Source organism: Nonomuraea sp. NPDC049709 (assembly GCF_040674815.1).
GTDB lineage: Bacteria > Actinomycetota > Actinomycetes > Streptosporangiales > Streptosporangiaceae > Nonomuraea.
The window spans coordinates 72,683-92,892 of the sequence record NZ_JBFANM010000011.1; the positions used below are offsets into that span (position 1 = coordinate 72,683).

Consider the following 20,210-nt stretch of genomic DNA (forward strand, 5'->3'; position numbering starts at 1 on the left):
GGGACAGGTCCCCGTGTGAAGGAGCAGAGCGACGACACCGGTGGCGAAATACGCGTCCTTTCTGATGATGAATAGGTGACTTTTTCTAGATTCCTGGACCGCTGATCCTGACGAGGTCGCCGGGGCCCGTGGCGCCGACGCGTACGCCGTTCAGCCGCACGCTGGCCTCCACGGCGCAGTCCAGATAGGCGTTGAGCCCCTTGACCACCATGTCGCCGAGCCGCCCGCCGGCCAGGCGCAGCACCGCTCCGCCGCCTTCCGCGGCGACGACCTCGACGGTCCCGTATGGGGTCCGCAGGCCGATCGGGCCCTCGTTGCCCGTCTGGACGAGCACCGTGAGGTAGTGGACGTCCCGGCCGGGGTGGCTGCGCAGGAACGCGTCGGCCTCCCCGTACAGGACCAGGCCCTCGCCGGCCTCCGGCGGGGGAGCGGGGGAGGGGGTGAGCAGCGCGCACGGACCCAGCCGCTCGTCCAGCTCGGGCACGGGCCCGTCCACCAGCACCCGCCCGCCCGCCGCGGCGTAGGCGGCCAGCAACTCCTGCACGCGCCGGTGCATGAACGGCCCGCCGGGCACGGTGACCGTCCGGTACGCGGCCAGCTCCTCCGGCGTCACGCTCTCCAGCTCGACCAGCCCGTAGTCCAGGCCCCGCGCCCGCATCCGCTCGTGGAAGGCCAGCAGCGCCCGCCCGCAGCCGGGGCCGCCGGGGCCGGACAGCGCGGCGATCCCGGCGTACGGGAGGTACAGCCCGAACGCGTCCCGCCGCACCCCGGCGCACTCCAGGAACTCGGCGCCGTGCGCGGCGAAGAAGTCCGCCAGCGCCCGCACCACCGGCGCCTTCCCGGTGGCCGCGCCGCCCGCGTCGATGGGCGCGCAGTCCGGGTACGGCCCGGCGTGCGCCGCATCGAGCTCCGGCGCCCAGCCCGAGGTGGCCACCCCGGTGTAGACGTTGAACCCGGTCGCCCCCGCCGCCATCGCCAGCAGCGACTGGTGGAAGCTGGTCGCCCCGTCGATGTAGGCCGGGTCGTAGAGCTCGGAGAAGCCCCAGTTCTCCTCCAGGTTGGGGCCGGGCGCGCGCTTGGCGGCGATCACGTAGCGGGCCTGCGCGCCGGGGTCGGCCGACACGACGCCCATCCAGTTGGTGAACCCGTAGGAGATGCCGTCCCACAGCTCCGGCCTGACCCTGGCCAGCCAGTCGTCCAGCTCCGGCACGGTCGGCGGGTTCAGGTTGACGACGACCGGCAGGTCGGAGCCGACGGCCTGGGTCCAGACGCGGTACACCTCGGCCAGGTATTCGGCGTGGAAGCGACCCCAGTCGGCGAGGGCGAGCAGGCCGGTGACCGGGGGCCCGATCTCCGCCCAGTCGCCGAGCGCGGTGCCGTGCACCTCGTTGTACGCCTGCGGCGTCCCGTACCAGGCCCGCAGCCGGTCCCGGTAGAACGCCACCCCGGAGGCGCTGTAGTCGTAGGCCGTCAGGGGCAGCGCCCCGCTGGTGTAGATGCCCTCGTTCGCGATCTGCACCGCGATCACCGCCTCCGCGCCGGCCAGCACCTCCTTGCCGACCGCCGAGAGCCACTGCGTCGCCCTGGTCAGGAACGCGGGCCCGAGCGGCGCCGGCAGCGTGCGGGTCGCGGCGCCGTCACCCCAGCGCGAGGGCGCGCCGGCGGCGTCGAGCAGCGGCTCGATCGACGGGTCGGCGTCCGGGCACACCCAGTCCGGCAGGCCGCCGTAGCTGACCTCGGCGTGGATGAACGGTCCCGGCTTGGCGACCACCCGCAGCCCCAGCTCGTGGCAGAGCGCCAGGAAGCCGGTGACGTCCCGGGCGGGATGGGTGACGCCGGTGAAGTCAGGGGCCGTGCCCGCCTCGGGCTGGTGGTGCCGCCAGGGCAGGTAGCAGGTGACCACCTCGATCCCGAGCTCGTCCCGTACCGCCCGCAGCCGGTCGGCCCACACGGCCGGATCGTCGCGGTAGTACGGATAGTCGGCGGTGACGAGCACCCGCGGCACGCCGTCGACGACGGCGACCCCGTCGCGGACCTCGATGACCACGCTTGTCCTCCTAAGCTTTCAGACCGGTGAATGCGATGCCCTGCAGGATGCGGCGCTGGAAGACCAGCAGCACGGCGATCACGGGCAGGACGGCGAGCGTGGCGCCCGCCATGATGTAGTACGCGCGCCCGCCGTCGGGGCTGGCCACGAGCTGCTGCAGCGCCAGCGGCAGGGTGTAGAGCTCGGGGTCGTTGGTCACCAGCAGCGGCCACACCAGGTCGTTCCAGTGGAACAGGAAGCTGGTGATGGTGACGACCGCGAGCACGGGCTTCGACAGCGGCAGCACGATCCGCCAGAAGATCTGCATCCGGCCGGCCCCGTCGATCAGCGCGGCCTCCTCCAGCTCGCCGGGCAGCGACAGGAAGAACTGCCGCAGCAGGAAGATGTCGAGCACCGAGGCGATGTTCGGGACGATCAGCCCCCACCCGGAGTCGAACATGCCCAGCGACTGGGTGACGTGGATGCGCGGCACCAGCAGCGTGATCGCGGGCACCATCATGCCGCCCAGCATGATCACGAACAGCTTGTCGCGGCCGGGGAACGGGATCCGCGCGAACGCGTACGCGGCCAGCGCGTCCACCAGCAGCTTCGCCGGCACCAGGATCGCGCAGACCCACACGCTGTTCACGAACGCGTTGCCCAGCCCGCCGACGCCCAGCACGTAGTCGTAGTTGTCCAGCGTCGCCGCCCACTCGCCGGTCTTCCTGTCCAGCGGCAGCAGGTTGGGCACCTTGCTGTAGATGTCCTGGCCGTGCTTGAAGGAGGTGGCCAGCATCCACAGGAACGGCACCACCGACACGGCCGCCAGCAGCACCAGCGCCACGTACATGGACGCCTTCCTCATGACGCCTCCTGCTTGACGAACCTGAACTGCAGCGCGGTGACGATCATGATGAAGACGAGCAGGATGAACGACATCGCGCAGGCCGCCCCCATCGCGTCGTAGCGGAAGGCGAACAGGTAGAGGTGCAGCACGTACGTCAGCCCCGACTGCTCGGGCCCGCCGGTGACGCTGCGCCCGTTGCCGGAGAAGATCACGTAGACCAGGCCGAACACCTGCAGCGCCGCGATCACCCCGGTCACCAGCAGGTAGAACGTGGTCGGCCGGAGCATCGGGAACGTCACCCGCCAGAACCGCTGCCACGGCCCGGCCCCGTCGATGATCGCCGCCTCCTGGATGGCGCCGGGGATGCCCTTCAGGCCCGCTAGGTAGATGATCATCGAGATGCCGCACTGCCAGGCCGCGATGAACGCCAGCGCCGGGATGACCAGCTCGGGGGTGTTGAGCCAGTTCTGCCCCGGGATGCCGACCAGGCCGAGCAGCGTGTTGATCAGGCCGTACTGCGGGTCGTAGAGCCAGCGCCAGATCGCGCCGACCGCCGCCTCCGCCGTGACGACCGGCAGGAACAGCAGCAGCCTGAACAGGTTCGCCCCGCGCCTGATCGCGTTCACCAGCAGCGCCTGCACCAGCGCGGCCACCAGGGTCAGCGGCACGGCGATCAGCGTGTACTGCAGGGTGACCTGCACCGACTTCCAGAAGTGCGGGTACTTGACGTCGTCGAACAGCAGGTCCGTGTAGTTGGCCAGGCCCACCCAGTTCGCGTCGGTGCGCAGGTTCCAGTCGGTGAAGCTGTAGTAGAGCGCCGACAGGGCCGGGTACAGCAGGAAGACCAGGAAGTAGACGAGCGCCGGGGTGACCAGGAGCCAGCCGATCACGTGGTCGCGGCGGCGTGGCGGGCGGCGGCGGGCACGTCTCCCAGGCCCCGCCGCCACCCGCCGGTCCGCCAGTACGGGTGCCGTCACGTCAGCTGTTCCAGCCGAGCAGGGAGCGCGTCTTGGCCGCCGCGTCCGCCAGCGCCTGCTGGGCCGTGACCTTGCCGGTCAGCGCCGACTCGATCGCCGGGGCGATGATCTCGTCGTTGACCTGGATCCACTGCGGCACCGCCGGGCGCGCGTGCGCCACCTTGAGCTGCTCCAGGAACGCCGCCTGCTCCGGGCCGCCCGCGACGACCTTCGCCTTGAGGTGGACGGGGAACCCACCGAGCGCGTCGGCGACGACGCCGTTGTTGTCCGCGTTGCCGAGGAAGGCCAGCCACTTCCACGCCAGGTCCGGGTTCTTGCTGGTGGAGAAGACGACCGAGTCCTCGCCGCCGATGTTGCCGGCCGGCTCGCTCTTGTACGGCAGCGGCGCCACGCCGAAGTCGAGGTCGGGGAACTGCTCGCGGATCGTCGGCACGTCCCACGGGCCGGAGATCGTCATGGCGGCCAGGCCGTTCTCGAAGGGCTTGTCCGAGTCGGTGATCTTGCGCGGCGACGACTTCTGCAGGTCCACCCAGAGCTGCAGCGCCTCCACGGCCGGCGGCTGGTCGAACAGCACCTTCTTGCCGGCGTCGTCCACCATCTCGCCGCCCGCGCCGTGCACGATGCCGGGGAACATCCAGGCGCCGTAGCCGTCGCCCTTGGGCACGTTCATGCCGGCCACGTTCGCGTCGGCGGCGTGCACCCGGTCCGCGGTCTGCTTCAGCTCGTCCCACGTCTTGGGCGGCGTCGGGACCAGCTTCTTGTTGTAGAAGAGCGCGACGGTCGTCTGGTCCTGGGGCAGGCCGTAGAGCTTGCCGCCGGCGCGGTTGGTGTCCAGCGCGCCCTTGTAGTAGTCGGCCTCGGTGATAAGCCCGGCGGGCACCTCCTTGATCGTGCCGTCGAGGGCGTACTTGGAGACCAGCGGCTGGTCGAGGATGCCCGCGTCGGGGGCGCTCTTGCTGGCCACGGCGCTGCCGAGCTTGGTGTTGTAGTCGTCCTTCGGGATCTTGACGAGCTTGACGGTGACGCCGGGGTTGGCCTTCTCGAAGTCCTGGCGGACCTTCTCGATGACCTGGCCCGCCTGCGGGGTGCGGTCCTGGTACATCCAGAAGGTCAGCTCCTTGGAGTCGCCCTGGCCACCGCCGCCACCGCCGCCGCACGCGGCCAGCCCGCTCGCCAGCACCGCCACGACGGCGCCTCGCACAAGTCCTCGGCTCATTGTCGTCTCCTCATCGGGGGGATGGCCAGACCATAATCTAAGGTCCGAAAGAAGTCAGGGGTTGCCGGGAAACGCTTCGGTAACGCCGTGGACATCCGGGCGGCCCGAGCCCGCTCTTCGGGCCGTGAACTAACATGGCGGCGGGTTTCAGGAGAGGAACGGGGACGAGGATGGGCACGTCAGGGCGCAGGACCGTACGAGATCTTCGCCGGGGCAACCGGGCGATGCTGCTGCGCGCGCTCTACTTCGGCGGCCCCGCCAGCCGCAACGAGCTGTCCGCCGAGACCGGCCTCAGCGCGGCCACGGTCAGCACGATGACCGGCGACCTGCTGGCCGACAACGTCATCGTCGAGGCGGGCCAGGTCGACTCCGACGGCGGCCGGCCCCGCGTCCTGCTCAAGGTCAACCCGGCCTTCGGCTACGCGGTGGGCGTGGACGTGGGCGAGACCCAGGTCAAGGTCGAGCTGTTCGACCTGGAGATGAACGTGCGGGCCAGGGCCCACTACGCGGTCCGGTCGGCCAAGCACGACCCAGAGCTGGTCGCCCGCCACATCCTGACCGGCGTGGACGCGGTCATCGCCGAGGGCGAGGTGGCGCCCGGGCAGGTGCTCGGCGTGGGCGTCGGCGTGCCGGGCATCGTCGAGCCGGGGCCGGACGCGCTGGTGCGGGCCAAGACGTTCGGCTGGGAGGCGGTGCCGCTGGGCGCGCTGCTGCGGGCCGGCACCGCGCTGCCGCTGTTCGTGGACAACGGCGCCAAGACCATGGGGCAGGCCGAGCTCTGGTTCGGGTCCGGCCGGGGCACCCGCGACGCGATCATCCTGCTCGTGGGGTCCGGCGTGGGCGGGACCGTGGTGAGTGACGGGCGGATCTACCGCGGCGCGGGCAAGGCCGCGGGCGAGGTGGGGCACCTGAAGATCGTCGCCGGGGGGCGGGTCTGCCGGTGCGGGGCGCGCGGGTGCCTGGAGGCGTACCTGGGGGCCGAGGCCATCCTCGACCGGGCCGGCGTGGTGGCCGACTCCGCCGACGAGGAGGCCGCGCTGGCCAGGCTGCTGGAGGAGGGCTCGCCGGTGATCGGGGAGAGCGTCGAGCTGCTCGGCGTGGGTCTGTCGAGCCTGGTGCACCTGTTCAACCCCGAGCGCATCGTGATCGGGGGGTGGGCGGGCCTCATGCTGGGCGGCCGGCTGCTGGCCGACATCCGCGCCGCCACCGCGGCCAACACGCAGGCGCAGCCGTTCCAGCCGGAGATGGTCGTGCTCGGCCGCCTCGGGCCCGACGCGGTGGCGCTGGGTGCGGCCACGCTGGTGATCGAGCCCTTCTTCGGGGACGCCGCGTTTCCGGAAGCGGTCACCACTATTGCGTAGGCGTTAAATCAAGCATTGACAGAAGTGCCGGGCGCAGGCACGCTCTCCTCGATAGAGCGCTCTCTCACTACCCCCTGTTCGTGAGGAGTTCGCAGTGCACCCGCCCCGAAGTACCGCCCTCATCGTGGCGTCACTCGCCGCCCTGATCCTGTCCTTCCTGGTCGCCGGGCCCGCGCGGGCGGCCGACCCGCTCCTGTCGCAGGGCCGGACCGTGACCGCTTCGTCCTCCGAGAGCGCCGGCACGCCCGCCTCGGCCGCCGTGGACGGCGACACCGGGACCCGCTGGTCCAGCGCGTTCGGCGACCCGCAGTGGGTCCAGGTGGACCTGGGCGCCACCGCCACCGTGTCCGGCGTGGTGCTGCGGTGGGAGGCCGCGTACGCCACCGCGTTCCGCCTCCAGGTCTCCACCGACGCCGCCACCTGGACCGACATCTACTCGACCACGACCGGCACCGGCGGCACGCAGACGCTCACCGTGTCCGGCACCGGCCGCTACCTCCGCCTGTACGGCACCGCCCGCGCCACCGCGTACGGCTACTCGCTGTGGGAGCTCCAGGTCTACGGCACCACGGGCACCACGGCCTGCGGCACCGCCAACGCCGCGCTCAACCGCCCGGCCACCGCCTCCTCGTCCGAGGGCGCCGCCACCTCCGCTCCGGCCGCCGTGGACGGCGACGCCGGGACCCGCTGGTCCAGCCTGTTCACCGACCCGCAGTGGCTCCAGGTCGACCTCGGCTCGGTCCGGCAGATCTGCCAGGTGGTGCTCCAGTGGGAGGCCGCCTACGCCAGGTCCTTCCGCGTCCAGGTCTCCGACAACGCCTCGACCTGGACCGACATCTACTCCACCACGACGGGCACGGGCGGCACGCAGGCCCTGAACGTCTCCGGCGCCGGCCGCTACCTCCGCGTGCACGGCACGGTCAGGGCCACCGCGTACGGCTACTCGCTCTGGGAGCTCACCGTGCGGACCCCCGGCACGACCGACCCGCAGCCCGGCGGCGACCTCGGCCCCAACGTGCACGTCTTCGACCCGTCGATGCCGGCCGCCACCATCCAGTCCACGCTGGACTCGGTGTTCACCCAGATGGAGTCCAACCAGTTCGGCCTGCAGCGGCACGCCCTGCTGTTCAAGCCCGGCAGCTACAACGTCAACGCGAACATCGGCTTCTACACCTCGATCATGGGCCTGGGCCGCAGCCCCGACGACGTCACCATCAACGGCCAGGTCAGGGTGGACGCGGGCTGGTTCGGCGGCAACGCCACGCAGAACTTCTGGCGCTCGGCCGAGAACCTGTCGATCACGCCGACCGGCGGCACCAACCAGTGGGCGGTCTCGCAGGCGGCGCCGTTCCGGCGGATGCACGTCAGGGGCAACCTCAACCTGGCGCCCAGCGGGTACGGCTGGGCCAGCGGCGGCTACATCGCCGACAGCCGGATCGACGGGACCGTGCAGCCCTACTCGCAGCAGCAGTGGTTCACCCGCGACAGCACCATAGGCGGCTGGCTCAACGGCGTGTGGAACATGGTCTTCTCCGGCGTCGCCGGGGCGCCCGCCCAGTCCTTCCCCGAGCCGCCGTACACGACGCTCGACACCAGCCCGGTGACCAGGGAGAAGCCCTACCTGTACGTGGACTCCGCGGGCGCCTACCAGGTGTTCGTGCCCGCCCTGCGGCAGAACTCGCGCGGCGCGAGCTGGCCCGGCACCGGCACCTCCATCCCGCTGAACCGCTTCTACGTCGCCAAGCCGGCCGACACCGCCGCCACGATCAACGCCGCCCTCGCCGCCGGCCTGAACCTGCTCTTCACGCCCGGCATCTACCACGTCGGCCAGACCATCAACGTGACCCGGCCCGACACGGTCGTGCTCGGCCTCGGCTACGCCACGATCATCCCCGACAACGGCGTGGTGCCGATGCGGGTCGCCGACGTGGACGGCGTCAAGGTGGCCGGGCTGCTCTTCGACGCCGGGCCGGTCAACTCGCCAATCCTCATGGAGGTCGGCCCGTCCGGCTCCTCGGCCTCGCACGCCGCCAACCCCATCTCGATCCAGGACGTGTTCTTCCGCATCGGCGGCAGCCACGCGGGCAAGGCCACGACCAGCCTCGTCATCAACAGCGACCACACGATCATCGACCACATCTGGGCCTGGCGCGGCGACCACGGAACCGGCATCGGCTGGACCGTCAACACCGCCGACACCGGGCTGATCGTCAACGGCGACGATGTCACCGCGTACGGGCTGTTCGTCGAGCACTACCAGAAGTACCAGGTCATCTGGAACGGGCAGCGCGGCCGGACGATCTTCTTCCAGAACGAGATGCCCTACGACCCGCCGAACCAGGCCGCCTGGATGAACGGCTCCACCCGCGGCTACGCCGCCTACAAGGTCGCCGACTCCGTCACCTCGCACGAGGCGTGGGGGCTGGGGGCGTACTGCTACTTCAACGTCGACCCGAGCATCGTGGCCGAACGCGGCTTCGAGACGCCGGTCAACCCGAACGTGCGCTTCCACGACCTGCTCACCGTCTCCCTCGGGGGCAACGGCACGATCGCCCACGTCGTCAACAACACGGGCGGCCCCGCCCAGGGCACGGACACGATCCCGGTGAAGGTCGTCACCTTCCCCTGAGCCGTACGACGTCGGGGCCCAGGCCCTCGACGCCGCCCACGCCCAGCAGCTGCAGGGTACGGACGAGCTCGGCGTGCAGCAGGTCCAGCACCCGCCGCACGCCGGGCTCGCCACCGGCCATCAGGCCGTACAGGTAGGCGCGGCCGACGAAGCACGCCCGGGCGCCCAGCGCGACCGCGGCGGCGACGTCGGCCCCGCTCCGCACCCCTCCGTCGAGGAACACCTCCGTGCGATCCCCCACGGCCGCCACCACCTCGGGCAGCAGCTCCAGCGGCGTGGGGGAGCGGTCGAGCTGGCGCCCGCCGTGGTTGGACACCACGATCCCGTCCACCCCGACGGCGGCCAGGTCCTTGGCGTCGTCCACCCGCTGCACCCCCTTGACCAGCAGCCGGCCCTGCCACGCGGACCTGATCCACTCCAGGTCGCGGATCGTCACGGACGGGTCGAACATCAGGTTCGTCAGGCCCGCGATGTCGGCGGGCGCCCCCTCCACGGTGGCGAACCGGAGCGGCTCGCTGGTGAGGAAGTCGAACCACCACGCCGGGTGCCGCAGCACCTCCAGCGCGCCGCGCCAGCGCAGGGCGGGCGGGATCGTCAGCCCGTGCCGCACATCCCGCAGCCGCGCCCCGGCCACCGGCACGTCCACGGTCACCACCAGCACGTCCATGCCCGCGTCCGCGGCCATGGACAGCGACTCCAGGTTGCGGGCGCGGTCGCGGACCACGTACAGCTGGAACCAGTTCCAGCCGCCGGGCGCCGCCGCGGCCACGTCACGCACCGTCGTGGTGCCCATGGTGGACAGCGTGTACGGGATCGACGCCCCTGCCGCCGCCCGTGCCACGGCCCGCTCGCCCTCGCGGTGCATCATCCGGGTGAACCCGGTCGGGCCTAGCACGACCGGCATCCCGATCCGCCGCCCCAGGACCTCGACCGCCGTCGGAGCCTCGGCGACGTCCCGCAACACGCGCGGGGCGAACTCCACCCGCTCGAACGCCTCCACCGCCCTGGCCATCGACCGCTCACCCTCGGCCGCGCCGTCCACGTAGTCGAACACCATGCGCGGGGCACGCTTCCTGGCCAGCAGCCGCAGATCCGCCACATCGGCCGCCGCCGCCACCCTCGCCGCCCGCGCCCACCGGGGCCGTCCGGGCATGACGGCCCGCAGCTCCCGCCAGCGGGGCAGGCGCCGCGGCTCCTTGCCTGTCGTCCCGATGCCCAGGACGCTACCACTACGGTGGAACTGTGATCGACGACTGGCCGGCACCGGACAACGACACCCCCACCGCCGGACCTCCGGCCTCCGGCAGGTCCCGCGACGACGACGGCGCGACCCCCGGCAACGGTCCCGGGGACGCCGCCGCGTCGCGTGAGAGCCGGCCCTCGGGCGTCGGCGGGTCTCCCGGGAGCGGGGCCGCGGGCGTCGGCGGGCCTTCCGAGACTGGGGCCGCGGGCGTCGGCGGGCCTTCCGAGACTGGGGCCTCGGGCGTCGGCGGGGTGGCTGAGGACTGGACCTCACCCGGGCGCTGGGCGGAGCTCGCGGGCGGCTCGCCCGCATCCCTGGCGGTCCGCGCGGAGCTCATCGCCCGCTGGTCCGAGCCGCACCGCAGATACCACACCCGCACCCACCTGGCCGCCGTCCTGGCCGCCATCGAGCCGCTCGCCACCGAGGCCGAGGACGCGACGGCCGTACGGCTCGCCGCCTGGTTCCACGACGCCGTCTACGACGGCCGCCCCGGCTGGGACGAGGAACGCAGCGCCCAACTCGCCCAGTCCCGCCTCCCCAGATGCGGCGTCCCCGCCGACCGGGTCGCCACGGTCGCCCGGCTGGTACGCCTCACGGCCGCCCACGACACGCTCGAACCCGGCGACCACGACGGCGCCGTCCTGTGCGACGCCGACCTCGCCATCCTCGCCAGCCCCGCCTACCCGGCCTACGCGCACGCCATCCGCCAGGAATACGCCCACGTCCCCGACCCGGCGTTCGCTAAGGGCCGCTCGCAGGTGCTGCGCCGCCTGCTCGCCACCCCGTCCCTCTACCGCACCCCACGAGCCAGAGAACTGTGGGAAGCCCCCGCCAGGACCAACATGACGGCCGAACTCGCCACCCTGACCACCGACTGATCCCGGCCCCGCCTTCTCCCTCCCCCGAAGGACACCAGCCGTAGTGCGGTGGGAGAGCCGGGATCGGGGGCCGGAGGCGAGAACCAGCCCTGACAGGCCCTAACCGACCCGGTGCCGCTTGCGGCGGCGCAGCCCGCCCGCGATCAGCCGCCGCAGCAACTCCCGAGAACTGACCGCCTCGGCCCCCAGCTCCACAGCCCGCGCATGCACGGTCTCCGGCACGTCATAGTGGTCCCGGTCGAACGCCCGCTCCGGCACCCCCAACCGCACGGCGAAGGCATGCAACTCCTCCAGCGAGCTGTCGCTGACGAGATGCGACCACATCAGGCCACGCGGCCCCGGCCAGTTGGGCGGATCGATCAGAACGGTCACGCCCTCAAGGGTAGAACCCTTCCCAGCACCCCCAGATCCCCCAGATCGGGCACCACGACGTCCGCCCCGGTCCCGTCGCCGTCCCGGGCCACCGCGGCGACCAGCCCGAACCCGCCCTTCTTGCCCGCCTCGATCCCCGGCAGCGCGGACACCACCACCGCGACCTTGGCCGCGGGCAGGTTCAGCCGCCGGGCCGCCTCCAGGTAGAGCGCGGGGTCGGGCGTGCCGGGCAGGTTCATCAGCGCGGCGTCGTTGCCGTCCACCATCAGGTCGAACAGGTGCATGACCCCGGCCGAGCCGACCAGCTTGCGGCCGTGCAGGCTGGCGGAGACGGCCGCCGTACGGGCGCCGCGGTGCCGCAGCTCGTGCAGCAGCGCCACCGTGGACGGGAACGCGGCCACCCCGTACTTGTCCACCTGCTCCATGAACAGGCGGTCCTTGGCCAGGCCAAGCCCGTGTACGGTCGGCGCGCCGGGCTCGTCGTCGGGCGATCCCTCGGGCACCGTGATGCCGCGAGCGGTCAGGAACGTACGGATGCCGTCCAGGCGCGGGCGCCCGTCCACGTGCCGCAGATAGTCGTCGCGGATGTCGAACGGTGCCGAGCGGCCGCGCAGGAACGCGTCGAAGACGTGCTTCCAGGCGGCCGCGTGCCCCCGAGCGGTGTCGGTGACCACGCCGTCGGTGTCGAACACGACGGCGCTGATCGCGGTCAGGTCGATGACAGGCTCGTTCACATTGCGAACGTAACCGCTCTACCAGGCGACGGGTAGTTCTTTGACCCCGTAGACGATGGCGAGTTCCCGGAACGGCACCTCGCCCGCGACATGCAGGCCGGGGAAGCGGCGCAGCAGCGCGGGGAAGGCGATGCGCATCTCCATCTGGGCCAGCGGCGCGCCGATGCAGCGGTGGATGCCGTGGCCGAACGCCATGTGCGAGCCCGCCGTCGCCCGTCCCGGCAGTACCTCGTCCATGTTCTCGCCGAGGGCGGGGTCGCGGTTGGCACCGGTCAGCGAGCACAGCACCATCTCGCCCTTCTTGATCGGTACGCCGTGCAGCTCCAGGTCGTCGCGGGCGAAGCGCGGGAAGGCGACCTGCACGACCGTCATGTACCGCAGCAGTTCCTCGACCACGTCCACGACGTAGCCGTCCACCTCGCGCACCTTGGCGGCCTGCTCGGGGTTGCGCATCAGCCACAGGGAGCCGAGCGCGAGCATGCTGGTGCTGGTGTCGTGCCCGCCGGTCAGCAGCCCGTCGGCCATGCTGGCGAGCGTACGGTCGTCGAGCTCGTCGCCGTGCTCGCGCAGCAACTGCCCGAGCAGCCCGTCACCCGGATTCTGCCGCTCCCTGGCCACGAGGTCCGTCAGGTACGTCATGGCGTCGTTGATGGCCTGCAGGGACGCCTCGGGCCCGGCGGTGAAGTCGAACCGGTCCTTGCTGATCTTCACGAAGTCGGCGCGCTCCTCGAACGGGACGCCGAGCAGCTCGCACACGACCAGCGACGGGATCGGCAGCGCGAACTCCTCCACCAGGTCCACCGGCATGCCCTCGGCGCCCTTGGCCTCGATGCGGTCGAGGTACTCCTCGACCATGGCCTCGATGCGCGGCTCCAGCCGGCGCAGACGGCGCATGGTGAACTCGGGCGTCAGGTACTTGCGCAGCCGCGTGTGCTCGGGCGGGTCGCGGAACCCCAGGCCACCGGGGTCCTCCTGGTTGGAGCCGAGCCCGATCACGCCGGCGAAGTCGTTGCTGAAGCGCTCGTGGTCGCCGAGCACACCGCGTACGTCCTCCCAGCGGGTGACGAGGTACACGGTCTGACCGCCCGGGATCTCCATGGGGAAGACCGGGTGCTCGGTCCGGATGCGCCCGAGCTCGCCCACGGGGTCGAACCCGTCACGCATGAACTGGACGAGCGGGAACTCTTCTGTATCTGACATCGATATCCGTCCTGCTGGGATACATCACACCATGTTGGGATAAATCCCTGCATAGATGGTCCCATCCGGATTGGTGAATGGTGCCCTCCGAAAGGACGAATTTACATCTCGCCCCTGCCGCCCTCTCAGCCGGTGGGTGCAGATGAACTCGACCCGGGGGCGGCCTCACCTGCCGGCTAACGCCCTGGTCACCTCGTCGGGCGGCGGCTGGGTGCGGTCGCGGGCGCGGATGAGCGGCTCGGGCAGTGGGGCCTCGGCCGACAGGGCGGGCGGGGCGGGCTTGGGCCTGCGCGGCTCGCGCACGCCGCCCTCGCCTCCTTGCGGATCGTCGAACGGGAAGTCGTCGCCTTCGGTCCAGTGGGGCTCCCCGGGGCCGAAGCCGGGCGGCCAGGCGGGCGCGCCGCTGGTTAGAGCACGGCGTCTGCGCGATCGCTTGCTCACAGTCCCTCCTCGCGTCCCATTGTGCGCCCGCCGTCCATGACCGACCACCCCGAATCACCCCTGTCACCAACACGGCACCCCACCCGACCGACGCCCGCCCCACCGACCGCACCCGCGCCCGGTTCCCCGCGCGCCTGGTTCCCCGCGCGCCTGGTTCCCCGTCCGGCTGGTTCCCCGTCCGGCTGGTTCCCCGCGCGGCTGGTTGCCCGTCCGGCTGGTTGCCCGCGCGGCCAGCTGTCGGAGGTGCTGCTCGCCCGCACCCCGATCGGCAGGCGGTTGCCGACGTCGCCGGGTGTGGCGCGTGCGACGGTCGCCCGAGCGGCCCCCCGTGCCGTAAGCCCCGTGCCGCATGCCCCGCTCCTGGGCTCAGTCGGACGGCGTGCCCTGGCCGGCCGCTGGCGTGGGGCCGCCCGCTCGGGTGCTGCGGCGGGGACCGGTGCGGCGGCGGGCGCGGCGGGGCGCGGGTGGCGTGTGCGTCGCCGCGCCCGTCACTCCGTCCGTCGCCCCGTCTGTCGCCCCGTCTGTCGCCCCGTCTGTCGCTCCGCCTGTTGCCCCGTCCGTCGCCGTGGCCTGCGGGTGCGGTTCGGTGGGCGCCGGGGGTGTGGCCGTGCCCGCCGGCGTCGAGACCTGGCGGACGAACGCCGCCCCCACCACCGCCACGAAGGCCATGATGGACGCCGTCTGCTGCTCCGTCAGCGCCACCCCGAACACCAGCCCCAGCGTGACCGCAGCCTGCGCGAACCCCAGCGCCGCCGCCTTGATGGACCTGCCCCCGTCCAGGTTCCGCGTGGCGAACGCCGTCCAGACGCCCAGCCCCGCGGCCGCGATCGCGTTGATCGCCGCCACCTGCGTGGTGGTCAGCGGCAGGAACGTCGCCGTCACCATCTGCACGCCCGCGCTCGCCAGTCCGAGGACGAGCGCCGGCTCACCGCCGAAGATCTTCATGAGCCCCTCCCTGAGTCGAACCCCCTGTGACCGCAGAGCACGCTCCGCCGCGCCTGATACACCCTCCGTCAAGAGCATCGAACAGCAGTGAAAGGTGGGCAAAATGGTGCAGCAGACGGCGTTTGGCGTACAAGATGGCGACATTCTGCGATGATCTCGTCGCATAGAGCCGGAGTTTGAGCCTCACGGATAGTGACTGATGCCGACATTTGAGGAAATAACAGCCTTCGTCACGGAGAAGCCGCTCGCCACCGCTGTCATCGCGCTGTTGAGCCTGGCCGGGCTGGTGCTCGCGTTCCTGGTGCTCAGGATCGCCTGGCGCGTCGTCTCCTGGGTGTTCGCCAGGTACGTCGCCCCGCGTCCCGTCGAGGACGTGCTGACCGTCGTGGCCGCCTCCATCGCCACGGGCGTGTCCGCGCAGGGCATGTGGCGTTTCTCCGGGGACGTGCTGGGCCTCGACGGGCCGCTCAGGTTACTGCTGTTCGCGTTCATCGAGGTCGCGATCATCACCTCCGCCGTACGCGCCCGCCGCAACATGCGCGAGAACTTCTCCGCCGGCATCGACGGCATCGCCGTGTGGGCGCTGACGTGCCTGACCGCCGTCCTGTCCAGCATGGACGCGCGCAGCCTGCCCGAGGCGGTGTTCAGGCTGGCCGCCCCGCTGGTGGCCGCCTGGCTGTGGGAGCGCGGCATGGCCATCGAGCGTCACCGCATCCGCGGCACCGGCCGCATCAACTGGCGGCTGACCCCCGAGCGGCTGCTGGTCAGGATGGGGCTGGCCGAGGTCAGCGACCGTACGGCGAGCGAGGTCGACGCCCACCGCAGGCTGACCAGGGTCGCCCTGGCGGCCAAGCGGGCCAAGGCGCTGCGCGAGGGCGGCGCGTCGGAGCGGAAGATGCGCGCCGCGCTGGCCAAGCTCGACAAGGCCATGGACCAGGCAGTCGAGCACACCGGCCTGGCCGTGGACCAGTCCCGCCAGGAGGCGCTGCTGGCCCAGATCGCCGCCCTGTACAACACCTCGGCGCTCATCGACGCCGACCCCCGCGTGCCGTGGGAGCCCGAGGCCGACCACCACCCGGTGCCGGCGCGCCCGGCGCTGCCGCCCGCGCTGGCCGAGCTGGTCGACGACGAGGACGAGGACGCCGAGGTGCTCGACACCACCCCGCAGGTCATCAGCACGGCCGAGCGCGCGGCGCGGATGCGGTCCGCCCGCGAGTACTGGGACCGGCAGATCGCCAAGGGCATCGTGCCGCGTACGGTGGACATCGCCCAGGAGATCGGCATCTCGCTGGCCACGGCGCGCGAGTATCGTGCCCTGTGGAAGCTGGAGCCGCAGGCGCACGCCCTCATCGAGGCGCTGTACCAGCAGCACGGCATCGTGGACACCGGCGCCTTCCCGATCATCGCCGACGACGGGCGGGTGCTGACGACCAAGTCTTAGGGGAGAGTGCCGTTGCGGGAGCGGACGCTCGATCGCGTCAGGAAACTGCTGGCCAAGGCCGAACGCACCGACAACGAGCACGAGCGGGCCACCTTCATGGCCGCCGCGTCGGCGCTGATGGCCAAGCACGGCATCGACTCGCTGCCGCCCGCCGGCACTCGCCAGACCCCCGGCAACCGCGTGGTCACCCTGCCCGCCCCCTGGGCCAGGGAGAAGGCGCGCCTGGTCAGCCTGGTGGCGCAGGCGGTGCGGTGCCGGCCGCTGCTGATCGGGCGCGGCGACGGCGGGCAGCGCGTGCACGTGTTCGGGTTCGCGGCCGATCTGGAGCGCGCCGACCTGCTGGCCACCTCGCTGCTGCTGCAGATGGCCTCGGGGCTGGCCCGGGTGCGGCCGCCCGAGTACGTCACGGCGGTGCGGGCGTACCGGAGGTCGTGGCTGCTGGGGTTCACCGACGAGGTCTACCGGCTGCTGTGCGCGGCCGAGTCCCGCGCCGAGACCGAATCCGCCGGCACGGGGTCCGCCGTGGTCCTGGCCGACCGGCGGGCCGAGGTCGAGCGGGCGGTCGCCGCCCACTACCCCGACATCCGCATGAGCGTGCCCCGGACCAGCGGCACCGGCTACCGCGACGGCGTCGCGGCGGGCCGCCGGGCCGACCTGGGCCGTACGGGGATGACCACCGCCACGGCGCCGGAACTGGCCCGGTAAGCCCTTTCCCGAGACCCGTTTGGCGGGGCCGGAAACGGGCATAAGCGCGCACACGGAACGCAGTCCTGCCGAAGCGAGACAGGTCACCGTGAACGCAGCCGTACGTGTCCTCGCCGCCGATCTCCACGTACTCGCCCGAGACCTCCTGACCGCCGCCGGCGTGCCCGCCGGCACGGCGGCCACGGTCGCCGAGTCCCTGGTGGAGGCCGACCTCGCGGGGCACGGCTCGCACGGCGTACGGCGGATCAAGCCGTACCTCGACCGGATCGAGGCGGGCGTCGTCGTGCCCGCCGCCCGCCCCGAGGTGGTCTCGCGCCGTGGCGCGAGCGCCGTCGTGTCGGGGCGGCGCGGCTTCGGGCAGGTCGCCGCCCGCCTGGCCACCGAGGAGGCGGCCGAACTGGCCGCCGGGCACGGCGTCGGCGTGGTCGCCATCAGCGAGTGCAACCACGTCGGCCGGCTCGGCGAGTACGCGGAGAAGCTGGCGGGCCGGGGCCTGGCCGCTCAGGTCATCGGCAACGCCGACCCCACCGTGGCACCGTACGCCGGGCACCGCAGGATGCTCGGCACCAACCCCATGGCCTGGGCCGTGCCGCGCGCCGGCGGCGCGGCCGTCGTCATGGACTGGGCGACCGCCGCGATGGCCGAGGGCAAGCTGGGCCTCCTGAACGCCGCCGGGGCGCCGGCCCCCGAAGGCGTGCTGGTCGACCCGGACGGCCGCCCGTCCACCGACCCGGCCGACTTCTACCGGGGCGGGGCGCTGCTGCCGTTCGGCGGCCACAAGGGGTACGGCCTGAGCGTCCTCATCGAGCTCGTCGGCGGCCTGCTCACGGGCACCGGCACCGCCTGCTCGCCCGAGTACGACGGCACGTTCGGCACGGTGATCACCGCGATCGACATCTCCGCCTTCGTCCCGCTGGAGACCTATGTCGCCCAGGTCGAATCCTTCTGCGAGGCCCTGCGCGCCTCCGGCCCCGGCGTGGTCGTGCCGGGGGAGCCAGAGGCCGGCACGCGCGCGGAGCACCTGAAGGAGGGCGTCCCGGTGTCCGTGCCGGTGTGGGAGGAGCTGGGCGGGCTCGCCGCGCGGCTCGGCGTTCCGCGGCCTCACACGCCCCCTGGAGGTTAGATGCCCGCCACACCCGAATTACGGCGCGTCGTCCTGGGTGCCCTCGTCGGCACCGCCCTGGAGTGGTACGACTTCTTCATCTACGGCACCGCCGCCGCCCTCATCTTCAACCGCCTGTTCTTCACCGAGTCCGACCCGGCCACGGGCACGATCGTCGCGTTCGCCACGTTCGGCGTGGGGTTCGTGGTCCGGCCGTTCGGCGGGGTCCTGTTCGGCCACCTGGGCGACAAGATCGGCCGCCGCTCCACCCTGATCATCACCACCGTGATCATGGGCGTGTCCACCGGGCTGATCGGCCTGCTGCCCACCTACCCCGCCATCGGCGTCTGGGCGCCGATCCTGCTCACGCTGCTGCGCGTCTGCCAGGGGCTCGGCGCGGGCGCCGAGTTCGGCGGCGCGGCGACGCTGCTGGCCGAGCACGCGCCGCCCGGCCGGCGCGGCTACTACGCCTCCTACGCCCAGACCGGCGTGCAGATCGGGCTGGTGCTGGGCACCTCGGCGTTCCTGCTGGTCCAGCTCCTGCCGGAGGAGGACTTCGTGGCGTGGGGCTGGCGGGTGCCGTTCCTGGTGAGCTTCGCGCTGATCGGGGTGGCGCTGTACGTGCGGCTGCGGGTCGCCGAGTCGCCGGTGTTCCGCGAGATGGCGCGGACCCGGGAGATCGTCAAGCTGCCGATCAGGGACGCGCTGGCCCGCTACCCGCGCAACTTCCTCGTCGGCGTCGGCGCGCACATCTGCGACACCGCCGTGGTCTACACGCTGGCCACCTTCAGCGTCGCCTACGCCACCAACCAGCTCGGCCTGACCAACCGGACGGCGCTGCTGGGGGTGATCCTGTTCGGGCTGACCGTCATCGTGCTCCAGCCGATCTACGGCAACCTGTCGGACCGGATCGGGCGGCGGCCGCTCAACCTGTTCAGCGTGGTGTTCGTGGCGGCGTACGTCTATCCGTACTTCCTGCTGGTCAACACCGGGGTCACCTGGCTGGTGTGGCTGGCGATGATGATCATGGGGGCCTTCGGCTTCGCCCCGCAGGTGGCCGTGCAGCCGGTGTTCTACGCCGAGCTGTTCGGGGCGCGCGTGCGCTACACCGGGTTCGCCGCCTCGCGGGAGCTGGGGGCGGCCCTGGCCGGCTTCTCGCCGCTGATCGGCGCGGCGCTGGCGGCGCGGCTGGGCGGGGCGCCGTGGCTGGTGGCGGCGTTCCTGGTCGGCACGGCGGTGATCTCGTTCGCGGCCTTCTACGCCTCGCGTGAGAGCAAGGACATCGACATCGCGGCCTTCGACCCGCTGAAGGAGTAAGGGCATGGACATCAACGGCACGGTCACCGTGATCACCGGCGGCGGCACCGGCATCGGCGCGGCCGTCGCGGAGGGCCTGGCCAGGAAGGGCGCGGCGGCCGTGGTCCTCAACTACTCGCGCTCGGCCGCCGAGGCCCAGGCCACGGTGGCGCGGCTGGAGAGCCTGGGCTGCAAGGCCGAGGCCGTGGCCGCCGACGTGTCGGACGACGCCGCCGTACGCAGGATGGCCGAGCGGGTGCGGGCCACCTACGGCCGGGTGGACGCGCTGGTGTGCAACGCGGGCACGACCAGGTGGGTGCCGTTCCCGGACCTGGAGGGGCTCACCGACGACGTGTGGCGGCAGATCATGGGCGTCAACCTCATGGGCGCCTTCTACTGCGCCCGCGCGTTCGCCCCCGACCTGCGGGCGGCGCGCGGCGCGATCGTCAACGTGGCCTCCGTGGCCGGGCTGCTGGCCACCGGCTCCTCGATCGCGTACGGGGTGAGCAAGGCCGCCCTGCTCCACCTCACCCGCGACCTGGCCGTGGCGCTCGGGCCCGAGGTCAGGGTGAACGCGGTCGCGCCCGGCATCGTGGCCACCCGGTGGCACATCGACCGGGTGGGGGAGCAGGTGTTCTCCGAGATGGCGGCGAAGGAGGAGATGAAGGCGCCGCTGCGGCGCACGGCGCGGCCGGAGCACATCGCGCAGACGGTGACCGCGCTGCTGGAGTCGGACCTGGTGACGGGGGAGGTCCTGGTCGGCGACGGCGGCCGCCACCTCGGCTACTGAGCCCCGG

Annotated in this window: 18 protein-coding genes; 8 read left to right on the forward strand and 10 right to left on the reverse strand. The window is 72.2% G+C overall.

Annotated elements, in window-relative coordinates:
* Positions 1-85: 85 nt before the first annotated feature.
* From AB0J69_RS13250 to AB0J69_RS13265, 4 genes are read right to left on the reverse strand one after another with little or no spacing between them, the layout of a single operon-like run.
* Positions 86-2,047: a beta-galactosidase gene (locus AB0J69_RS13250; protein WP_364116442.1), complete on the reverse strand. Its 1,962-nt coding sequence runs from the start codon at positions 2,045-2,047 to the stop codon at positions 86-88.
* Between the two features lie 10 nt (positions 2,048-2,057).
* Complete coding sequence (locus AB0J69_RS13255) at positions 2,058-2,891, reverse strand: carbohydrate ABC transporter permease (RefSeq protein WP_364116444.1); 834 nt, start codon at positions 2,889-2,891, stop codon at positions 2,058-2,060.
* Positions 2,888-3,850, reverse strand: coding sequence for a sugar ABC transporter permease (locus AB0J69_RS13260; protein WP_364116446.1), 963 nt, complete (start codon positions 3,848-3,850; stop codon positions 2,888-2,890). Before AB0J69_RS13260 ends, AB0J69_RS13255 begins: the two co-directional genes overlap by 4 nt.
* Before the next feature lies 1 nt (position 3,851).
* A complete protein-coding gene (locus AB0J69_RS13265) occupies positions 3,852-5,066 on the reverse strand; it encodes an ABC transporter substrate-binding protein (RefSeq protein WP_364116448.1) in 1,215 nt (404 codons plus the stop codon).
* A 170-nt stretch (positions 5,067-5,236) separates the two neighbouring features.
* Between AB0J69_RS13265 and AB0J69_RS13270 the strand changes: the two genes are divergently transcribed.
* Positions 5,237-6,427: an ROK family protein gene (locus AB0J69_RS13270; protein ID WP_364116450.1), complete on the forward strand. Its 1,191-nt coding sequence runs from the start codon at positions 5,237-5,239 to the stop codon at positions 6,425-6,427.
* Between the two features lie 124 nt (positions 6,428-6,551).
* The gene (locus AB0J69_RS13275) at positions 6,552-9,056 is read left to right on the forward strand and encodes a discoidin domain-containing protein (protein WP_364116452.1); all 2,505 of its coding nucleotides are present in this window, start codon (positions 6,552-6,554) and stop codon (positions 9,054-9,056) included.
* On the opposite strand, the gene AB0J69_RS13280 is transcribed toward AB0J69_RS13275, so the two are convergent.
* Positions 9,043-10,209, reverse strand: coding sequence for an alpha-hydroxy acid oxidase (locus AB0J69_RS13280; protein ID WP_364116454.1), 1,167 nt, complete (start codon positions 10,207-10,209; stop codon positions 9,043-9,045). The genes AB0J69_RS13275 and AB0J69_RS13280 overlap by 14 nt on opposite strands.
* An 89-nt stretch (positions 10,210-10,298) precedes the next feature.
* On the opposite strand from AB0J69_RS13280, the gene AB0J69_RS13285 reads away from it, so the two are divergent.
* The gene (locus tag AB0J69_RS13285) at positions 10,299-11,177 is read left to right on the forward strand and encodes a hypothetical protein (RefSeq protein ID WP_364116456.1); all 879 of its coding nucleotides are present in this window, start codon (positions 10,299-10,301) and stop codon (positions 11,175-11,177) included.
* A 99-nt stretch (positions 11,178-11,276) separates the two neighbouring features.
* Here AB0J69_RS13285 and AB0J69_RS13290 read toward each other — a convergent pair whose 3' ends face one another.
* The 5 genes from AB0J69_RS13290 to AB0J69_RS13310 form a co-directional block, all read right to left on the reverse strand.
* Entirely contained in the window at positions 11,277-11,549 is a 273-nt protein-coding gene (locus AB0J69_RS13290; RefSeq protein ID WP_364116458.1) for a DUF4031 domain-containing protein, read from the reverse strand.
* A complete protein-coding gene (locus tag AB0J69_RS13295; protein WP_364116460.1) occupies positions 11,546-12,283 on the reverse strand; it encodes an HAD family hydrolase in 738 nt (245 codons plus the stop codon). The genes AB0J69_RS13290 and AB0J69_RS13295 overlap by 4 nt, the downstream gene beginning before the upstream one ends.
* 18 nt (positions 12,284-12,301) lie before the next feature.
* Positions 12,302-13,483 (reverse strand): cytochrome P450, encoded by a 1,182-nt coding sequence (locus AB0J69_RS13300; RefSeq protein ID WP_364116462.1) that lies wholly within the window; start codon positions 13,481-13,483, stop codon positions 12,302-12,304.
* Positions 13,484-13,648: 165 nt separating this feature from the next.
* The gene (locus AB0J69_RS13305) at positions 13,649-13,924 is read right to left on the reverse strand and encodes a hypothetical protein (protein ID WP_364116464.1); all 276 of its coding nucleotides are present in this window, start codon (positions 13,922-13,924) and stop codon (positions 13,649-13,651) included.
* A gap of 366 nt (positions 13,925-14,290) precedes the next feature.
* Positions 14,291-14,869 (reverse strand): hypothetical protein, encoded by a 579-nt coding sequence (locus AB0J69_RS13310; RefSeq protein WP_364116466.1) that lies wholly within the window; start codon positions 14,867-14,869, stop codon positions 14,291-14,293.
* Between the two features lie 199 nt (positions 14,870-15,068).
* Here AB0J69_RS13310 and AB0J69_RS13315 point away from each other — a divergent pair, with 199 nt between their 5' ends.
* The 5 genes from AB0J69_RS13315 (at position 15,069) to AB0J69_RS13335 (ending at position 20,203) form a co-directional block, all read left to right on the forward strand.
* Positions 15,069-16,310, forward strand: coding sequence for a hypothetical protein (locus tag AB0J69_RS13315; RefSeq protein WP_364116468.1), 1,242 nt, complete (start codon positions 15,069-15,071; stop codon positions 16,308-16,310).
* 12 nt (positions 16,311-16,322) lie between these two features.
* Positions 16,323-17,015 carry a DUF2786 domain-containing protein gene (locus tag AB0J69_RS13320; protein ID WP_364116470.1) on the forward strand — a complete coding sequence of 231 codons (693 nt, stop codon included), beginning with the start codon at positions 16,323-16,325 and terminating at the stop codon, positions 17,013-17,015.
* 88 nt (positions 17,016-17,103) lie between these two features.
* Positions 17,104-18,138 (forward strand): Ldh family oxidoreductase, encoded by a 1,035-nt coding sequence (locus AB0J69_RS13325; protein WP_364116472.1) that lies wholly within the window; start codon positions 17,104-17,106, stop codon positions 18,136-18,138.
* A complete protein-coding gene (locus AB0J69_RS13330) occupies positions 18,139-19,434 on the forward strand; it encodes an MFS transporter (RefSeq protein ID WP_364116474.1) in 1,296 nt (431 codons plus the stop codon).
* A gap of 4 nt (positions 19,435-19,438) precedes the next feature.
* Positions 19,439-20,203 (forward strand): SDR family oxidoreductase, encoded by a 765-nt coding sequence (locus AB0J69_RS13335; RefSeq protein WP_364116476.1) that lies wholly within the window; start codon positions 19,439-19,441, stop codon positions 20,201-20,203.
* Positions 20,204-20,210: the final 7 nt, after the last annotated feature.

What these genes read in the sequence shown, in the direction of transcription:
- AB0J69_RS13255 (WP_364116444.1), bottom strand. Translation starts at nt 2,891, where the DNA reads ATGAGGAAGGCGTCCATGTACGTGGCGCTGGTGCTGCTGGCGGCCGTG.
- AB0J69_RS13265 (WP_364116448.1), bottom strand. Translation starts at nt 5,066, where the DNA reads ATGAGCCGAGGACTTGTGCGAGGCGCCGTCGTGGCGGTGCTGGCGAGC.
- AB0J69_RS13335 (WP_364116476.1), top strand. Translation starts at nt 19,439, where the DNA reads ATGGACATCAACGGCACGGTCACCGTGATCACCGGCGGCGGCACCGGC.
- AB0J69_RS13315 (WP_364116468.1), top strand. Translation starts at nt 15,069, where the DNA reads ATGCCGACATTTGAGGAAATAACAGCCTTCGTCACGGAGAAGCCGCTC.
- AB0J69_RS13280 (WP_364116454.1), bottom strand. Translation starts at nt 10,209, where the DNA reads ATGCCCGGACGGCCCCGGTGGGCGCGGGCGGCGAGGGTGGCGGCGGCG.
- AB0J69_RS13300 (WP_364116462.1), bottom strand. Translation starts at nt 13,483, where the DNA reads ATGTCAGATACAGAAGAGTTCCCGCTCGTCCAGTTCATGCGTGACGGG.
- AB0J69_RS13270 (WP_364116450.1), top strand. Translation starts at nt 5,237, where the DNA reads ATGGGCACGTCAGGGCGCAGGACCGTACGAGATCTTCGCCGGGGCAAC.
- AB0J69_RS13330 (WP_364116474.1), top strand. Translation starts at nt 18,139, where the DNA reads ATGCCCGCCACACCCGAATTACGGCGCGTCGTCCTGGGTGCCCTCGTC.
- AB0J69_RS13310 (WP_364116466.1), bottom strand. Translation starts at nt 14,869, where the DNA reads ATGAAGATCTTCGGCGGTGAGCCGGCGCTCGTCCTCGGACTGGCGAGC.